Origin of the sequence: Microcoleus sp. S13_C5, from assembly GCF_036700845.1 — a bacterium.
In the GTDB taxonomy this organism is placed as follows: Bacteria; Cyanobacteriota; Cyanobacteriia; order Cyanobacteriales; family Microcoleaceae; genus Microcoleus.
Map to the genome: position 1 here is coordinate 1 of NZ_JAUBPR010000194.1, position 7,935 is coordinate 7,935.

The window sequence follows — 7,935 nt, forward strand, 5'->3', positions numbered from 1 at the left end:
CTGCTTGTTTATCCCACCCAACATGATGATGCCTCTAAATTCCCTTGTCAATAGCGTTTGAGATGCGCTTACCCTGCAAACTTTAGAACCATCTTCGCGGCATTCGGGTTGAGCTTGGGCGCGCAGCCATCTTAGTTTTCCAGAAGGAGTTATATTGCGCCATTCAGAAGTGAGAGGTTGCATGTTTTGAACTGCGCGAGTAACTGTCTCTTTATGCTTAGGTTCGTCTTCAGAAGAAAATTGGTTTAAAAGGGTACTTCGATCTTCTAGTACCTGCTCCGGCTCAATTTCAAACATATCTCGGCAGCCGGGACTGACATATTCAAACTTGGCCGAACCATCAGGATAGTATCCATAGGAGTAAAGGGTTCCCGGAATGCTAGCCGTCAGGTGTTTGAGCCGACCTTCGCTGAGGCGCAGTGCTTCTTCTGCGCGTTTGCGATCGCTAATATCTTCGATAATGTACGACAATCTTGGACGACCGCTGGAGCCAATGGAAATCGGGCAAACGCTGGCAGAGAGCCACTTTTGTCCTGTAGGAGTTTCGCGACAGTATTCAAATCTGACTGGCGCTTGAGTTTTTACAGCTTCCCAGTAGTGGCTGAGCCAAAGTGCTAAAAGCGATCGCGGCACTCCCGTTCGGCTAACGAATTGATTCTGCAACGCTTCTGGAGTGGTGCTTAATAACTGCCCTGTTGCTAGGTTAGCAGACAGAAGCAAAATATCATCTTCATACAGCTCTACAATGCCCATCATCATGACGCTGCTGTTGAAGAAAGCTCGCAAGGTAGACTCGCTCTGCCGCAGCGCTGCTTCCATTTGTTTCAGTTCGGTGAGGTTACGCAGACTAACCACCACACTTGAAATAGTGCCATCTGCTTCAAAATAAGGAGCGTAGGTAGCGCTGACAAATTTCTCTTCGCCGTTGGGATATTTAGCCCACAGTTCGTATTGGACGATTTCCCCAGTTAAACATCGATCTAGATTTGGTTTGAGTTGAGTTTCAAACAGGTCTATACCCAAAATTTGACTAATAGCATGTCCGACTATCTCTTCCTCACGGCGCTGATGCCAAGTTAAGTATGCTTGATTAACAATTTGATATGTGTAATTGCGATTGATTAAACAAATTGCATCAGTAGTAGCAGCAACAATCTTTTCGTATCGTCGCAGGTTTTCTTCAGCAATTTTGCGATCGGTGATATCTCTCCCTACTGCTTGCAATTCTACGAGCTGACCGTTGTCATCAAATATGCCTCGATTAATCCATTGTGTCCAACGTATTTTCCCGCAAGCAATCACTCGATTTTCAACAGTAACAACTGGATTTTGCCCACTGATTTTATTGACGAATTGAGCGACATATTCTCGATCTTCCTCAAGCACAACAGGTTCGTAGTTACATCCCACAATTTCTTCCCGCCTTATGCCAAAAAATTGACAGTAAGCCTCGTTGACATAAGTAAAAGTGCCACTAGGTAATAACCGAACAATGAGTTCTGTCTGATCTTCAAGAATGGCACGATAACGCGCTTCGCTTTGTCGCAGCGCCTCTTCTGCCTGTTTGCGAGCAGTTATATCAGCAAACGAGCAAACAACTCCCTTAGGAAGAGATTTATCAGATCGAAATATAGGCTGGGTATTAATAGAAATCCAGGTAAAACTACCATCTGATTTGTGGACTCCCATCACCACGTTAGAACAAGCCTTGCCCGTTTGCAGCGTCACCATGGCCGGGTGTTCTTCTCCGGGGAAGGGCGAACCATCTTCGCGAACGGCTCGCCAAGCGGGATCGAGGGAAGTTCGACCCATCATTTGCTGGCGAGACAAGCCCAAAATGCTTTTGGCACTGGCATTACAAGTACGGATCGCACCGTTGGCATCTTGCAAGACAATACCCTCTGCCATTGCTGTTATTACAGTACGATACCGTTCTTCACTTTCTTGAAGCGCAGCTTGCGTTCGCGCAGCGCGGCTTGCCGTTCGCTTGCGTTCGGTGATGTCGCGCACAAGACACACGACCTCATCAGCACCGCTTTTGACAATGCGCGTTTCGTAGCTGTAGATGCCATCCGGTTTTTGCAGGTCGTGTTCGTAAATTTGTAGCGTTCCGGTTGCCGCGGCTGCCTGGAAACGTTCGAGCAAGTCGGTTTTAATTTGTTCGGGAATGGGCGTTTCCTGTAACTTTTTGCCAATTAGCGCTTCGCGCGGCATCAGTAAGGCTCTCTCATTTCCCGCCACATCTAAATAAGTCCCATCTACCCGGTGCCGCACCATCAAATCGGGTATCGCGCTCAAAAGCGCCTGCATTCGTTCTTCGCTTTGCCGCAGTGCAGCTTCTGTCTTCTTGAGTTCGGTAATATCTGTCGAAATACCGCACAGGCCATAAACATCGCCGTCAGAATTTTTGAGAGGAACTTTGGTCGATAAAACGTGATGCAGCTCTCCATTACTATCGATTCCAATTTCCTCAAAGCGATGAACGACACCGCTGTTTGTTACGCGATCGCAAGTTTCTTTGTAAGCTAGAACAAATTCTTCAGCAAAAAATTTGCAATCGTTCGCTCCGATAATTTCAGATGCGCTATACCCAAAAAATTCCTCAGTTAAGCGATTGACATAGACGTAGGTGCCATTCAAATCTTTGATATAAATACAAGCACCTGCATTATCTAGGACGACTGATAGTTTCGCTTCGCTGCGCCGTAATTGGTCTTCTATTTGCTTGCGTTCCTCAATTTCCTGCTCTAATTGAGCATTTGTTTGAGTCAGTGCAGCCGTACGTTCTTGTACCTGAGTTTCTAGAAGTTGATTGTAATTTTTTAAGAGTTGTTCTGAGTGTTTGCGCTCGGTAATGTCGGTAAGAGTGCCGATGTAACCGATGGTGTTCCCATCAACATCTTTTTCCGCGATCGCTTGTGCCAATACCCAGATCGTGCTGCCATCGCGTCGCTGCAAGCGGATTTCGCAGGAATAGGGAATGCCTTGTTGTACGAAATTATACCAAGCAGTAATAACGCGATCGCTATCCTCTGGGTGTATTGCTTTTGCCCACCCCTCACCGATTAATTCTCCTAGAGAAAGTCCGACCATTTCTAAACAGCGTTCGTTGCCGTACACGCAATAGCCTTGAGTATTGTTACGGAATATGCCGACAGGGGCAGTTTTCGCTAAAATAGCAAAGCGTTGTTCGCTTTCTTGCAATGCTTTTTCTGCTTGTTTGCGTTCGGTGATGTCGGTAACAATTCCGGTGGCAAACCAGTAATCTTCAGACTTATGCTTTTTAGCGAGCAAAGTGTTAGATAACCAAAGCAAATTGCCATTTTTATGGCGGAATCGATACTCTATAGTTATTTGCCGTCCGGCATACAAATCTGCCATTGCTGGCAAAACAATTGCCTCAATATCTTCGGCAGGAACTCTAGAAAGCCACAAATTCGGATCGGCAGCGAATTCTTCTCCTTTGTAGCCAAGAATCTCCTCTCCATTGGGAGAATAGTAGTCGTATTCCCAGACTTTATCGGGATGGATGCGGGCAGAGGAAATAAAAGCGGCTGTATTGTCAAGCACTTCTTTGAGTCTGGTTTCTGATGCTTTCAGGGCAACTTGTGCTTGTTTGAGTTCGCGTAGCGCGGCTTGCCGTTCGGCAATTCCCTGCCGCAATTCCTTATTTGCTGTTGCGAGTAGGGCACTACGTTGTTTGACTCTGACTTCTAACTCGTCGCGAGCCTTTTCTAGAGCTGCTTCTGCAACTTTGCGGTCGCTGATATCGCGCGCGATCGCTAAAACCGATTGCACCGAGCCATCACTGCCAAACTCAGGCACCACGCGGGAAGCATAATAAGTTAGCCCTGCAACCGATGGAATTTCGTATTCAATGTTTTGCTCGCAACCTGTTTCAAATACTTGCTCAATGGCTGTTCGCCAAAGATTAACTAGCGTTTCGGGCGTACCCAACTCGTTAATAGTTTTACCGATAAACTCAGCGGGAGGAATTCCCGATTGTTTTTCAACCGTGGGGTTGATATAAAGATAGCGGCATTCCCGATCCAATCGCATGATAATGTCGGGCGCATTTTCTACTAAAGCGCGGAACTCTTGTTCTCGCTGTTGTAGAGCTGCCTCTGCTTTTTTGCGCTCGGTAATATCGATTGCTACCCCGCCAACTAGCACTTGGCCTGATGAACTTGGCAGCGGAAACTTGTAAACCAAAAACTCACCAATGCTGCCGTCCGCGAGGGGAGACAGCTCAATTACTTCGAGGGTTTGATTGGTTTCTACAACTTTGCGAATATTTTTTAAATATTCCTGTCCAAACTCAGCCGGATAGATGGGGAGGTCTGTTTGGCCAACTGAATAGTTCTTTGGCAAATTGAACATTCGAGAATAGGTTTGGCTGATGTAGAGAAGTCGCCCATCTCTATCGGTAATCCAAGCAGCGGTGGGGCTGTAATTCATAAATGCTTGGAAGCGGGCTTCACTTTCTTTTAAGGCTGCTTCTGCCTGTTTGCGTTCGCTAATGTCGCGCAGAAAGACGGTAAAAACTTTTTCTCCTGATAACTCCAATTGAGAAATTGAGGCTTCAGCCGGAAATTCCGTACCATCTTTACGACGACCGACTACCTCGCCGCGCTTGCCCATCTTTCTTGCTGTTTGGGTAGATTGGGTAAATTGCCTTACGTGCTGCTGATGGTTTGCCGCAAAGCGTTCTGGCAAAAGTCGGTCGAGAGTCTGACCGAGCATTTCCTCGGAAGTATAACCAAAAATCCGTTCCGCGCCCTGGTTGTATAAGGTAATCCGTTGGCTGGAGTCTACCGAGATAATGGCTTCGTCGGCAATGTCTAGAACCCCAGAAAGACGTGCTTGGGATGCTCTCAGTGCTTCCTCTGCGCGATAGCGATCGCTGATATCGCGGGCGCAAGCAAAATTGTATTCTTTCCCGTTAAATTCCAGATAATTTAGCGTTATTTCTACGGGAATCACACTGCCATCTTTTCTGAAATGTTGAGAAGTAAATGAAAGGGTTTTTTGCTCTTTAAGTTGTTGCCAATGGTGCGGCCATACCTCGTTCGGGAAATTGGGATCTGTTTCCCAAACGCGCATCGACAGCAACTCTTCGCGAGAATATCCTCTTTGCTCGCAGACTGTTTGGTTCACCCGTAAAATTCTGGCATCGCGATCGATCCAGGCAAGGCCGAGAGAGCAGTGTTCGAGCGAAAAATCGGCCAGTTGCAGTTGTTCTTCTATTTGCTTGCGTTCGGTAATATCTTCAAATAGATAAAGCCGTCCGAAATAGCGATCGCTTTCGTCGCGAATCTGTGTGGAAAAACGGCGAATCGTGCGCCCATCACTAAACGAAATTTCATCTTCAACAACGGCACGATTTTCTTCTGTTTGCAGCGGTTTGCAGGATTCAGCAAAAGCCGGAACATCTGCAAGGACGGGCAAACAGTCAGGAAGAATATCGTTATTTCTAAGTTCACCCCGCTGCATCTGTTCTTCTAGGTGTTCGATGCCCCAGATTGAGCAGAAGCGGTGATTAAAGTAGAGAATAAAGTCGGTGCGGTTATCTACAACGTAAAAGGCGAGTGGCGAAGCATTGGTCATTGCTCGCAGCAACGTTTCTTTCCAGCGCAGTTCTTCTTCAACCCGCTTGCGTTCGGTGATATCCATGCTGACACCGAGTAAGCGAGTCCGCGAATCGGGAGCTGATAAAGGCGTTAAGGTTGTCAGAAAGCAACGAATCTGTTCTCCAATAGGCAAATTCTCTTCATAAGAGATAGTTTGACCTTGCTGCAAACAGGTGCAGTAGCGTGCCCGAATAGTGGCAGATGTCTGCGAGTCCCACAGTTCGTCCAGTCGTTTACCAATCCAATTCTCAGCTAAAGTCCCAGTTGAGGTTTCAATGGCTCGATTCATGCTGACGACTTGAAACTCGCCATCCTCAAGTTGTTCCACCACCCAAAGGGTGTCTGTGACTGAGTTATAAATGTTGCTTAAGAACTGTTCCCGCTCTTGAAGTGCTGCTTCTGCAATTTTGCGCTCTGCAATCTCGCGCTGTAGTTCTCGGTTCGCTGCCTCCAGCCGTGCGGGACTGGGAAGCGCCAATACTTTTGGTATGACTGGCACGAGTTCGATAACTGTTAGCACTGAAATGAAGGCGGTGATGGCTTTGAGGCAGCCACTCAGCCAATAGGTGGGATGCCAAAGCGTCCAAATCTCCATCAGGTGAGTGGTGCCACAAGCGACAATGAAGGCACTAAATAGTAGAAATATCCAGGGGTAGGGTAAATCTTGTCGCTTGCGAACAAAATAGAGCAGCGTAATGGGAATTGAATAATAAGCCAGGGCGATCAGCGAGTCGGAAGCGATATGAAGACCCACCAATCCCGGCTTCCAGAGATAGCAATGCCCGTGGGGAATAAACGGTGCTATAGCAAAAAGGTTGTTCCAAAGCTCCAGCATTTTCTTATAAGCTGCAATAACGACTTTTGCGATCGCCCTGGGAGGGTGACAACCCGCCTGAAATCTTTATGAAGTAAAGATTTTGCCCACTTATGCTAAAAAAAAATAGGCAGCCGAATTGTTACAAGCTAGCCTAACGCAAAAATAATGTTACCCCATTGGTAACAAGTTAGAAGCTAGGAGATTTTGTCAATACCCCTTTGTGTAGGAACAATACTCCGGACAGTTTTGGGAACGATACTACAAGCTTACGGGGGGCAAGGATCATAAAAAAGTCGAGTTAAATATAAGTCAGGGGTGGAGCTGACATTGATTTAATTATCCACAGGGGCTGCGAAGTCCTACAGAATAAGCCATGGGGCCATATAAAAACTGTCCGGACTATTGTAGGAATATAATTAAATAATAATGATAACAATACTCCGGACAGTTTTAAATCATCCTAATCTTCTTTCAGTCTTGTCTTATGGTACTCTGGCTGCTTAAAAACTGTCCGGAGTATTGTAATATATTTTTCCACAAAAATACTGTGAGCAAAAAACAAAAATTTCCTTATTTAGTTGGTTCCCGATGGACTTCACACCAAAAAACTTGGGGGTGGCGGCACTTTCAAGTGGTCAACCGAAAAAACGAAGGTAAATGGGTATTTGCAGAAATGGTGGCGGCTTGCGATCCAAATGTCCGTTTTTGGCTCAACGCCGCACAACTCAAAGACCGATCGCTCTGGCAAGCTGGATGGCAGTCTACGCAAGAATTAGAGGAATTAGAAACAGCAGACTAAAAGACAGCGCTGTGGGGTAGAGTGAGGTAGACAGGGATAATGAGTAATAGCAACAGGGTAAAATAATGAAAAAAAAATTTTGTTATTGGTCTGTTTGCTAATTAGTACTGCATTGGGCGGTTGATTTGGCGAAGTGTCGATCGCAACCAAGGCTAGCGATCGCAGCAATGTTCCGTCAGCGGATATTCCAGAACCCGCAGCGGACTTGTCCGGCCTAGTCTTGGCTTTACAGAACTTGCCCGCAGGTTTTACAGAGATACCACCTGCCACTATCAACAATATAGTCAGCCGTATCCCTAACTTTAAACCAGCAAGCGTGTTTGGTTATTACAAAAACGATGACCAGCAGTTTCAAGTAGTCACAGGATTTACAGCGCAACTGCCCAACCGGATTGAGCGAGCTAATTTGATGCTGAAATCCGTAAAGGGATTTTTGCACAACAGTTCTTCCAAGGTTTAAACAGTAGTAGTAACAAGGAATTTCAGTTTGCTAATCTTACCGCCTTAACCTTAGAGGACAAGATTGGCGAGGTATCAGGGGGGTGGACAACTCAAGGAAAAATACAAGGTCTAACCATGAATGTCGAACTCGCTCTGTTTCGGCGGGGAAAAATAAGTAGTTAAGCAAAATTAATTACATAATTATCTCCAAATTCTTTAAGAATTCTTTCGACAGATGAAACAAGAGA

Annotated in this window: 3 protein-coding genes; 2 read left to right on the forward strand and 1 reads right to left on the reverse strand. The window is 46.1% G+C overall.

Features of this window, described 5'->3' with window-relative positions; genetic code table 11:
- A partial coding sequence (locus QUA04_RS28015) for a PAS domain S-box protein (RefSeq protein WP_333263587.1) occupies nt 1-6,465 on the reverse strand: 6,465 nt, incomplete at its 3' end.
- Between the two features lie 529 nt (nt 6,466-6,994).
- Between QUA04_RS28015 and QUA04_RS28020 the strand changes: the two genes are divergently transcribed.
- Both QUA04_RS28020 and QUA04_RS28025 read left to right on the forward strand, forming a co-directional pair.
- On the forward strand, nt 6,995-7,246 hold the full coding sequence (locus QUA04_RS28020; protein WP_242725377.1) for a TIGR02450 family Trp-rich protein: 252 nt from the start codon (nt 6,995-6,997) through the stop codon (nt 7,244-7,246).
- Nucleotides 7,247-7,379: 133 nt separating this feature from the next.
- Entirely contained in the window at nt 7,380-7,706 is a 327-nt protein-coding gene (locus tag QUA04_RS28025) for a hypothetical protein (RefSeq protein ID WP_333263590.1), read from the forward strand.
- Nucleotides 7,707-7,935 lie beyond the last annotated feature (229 nt).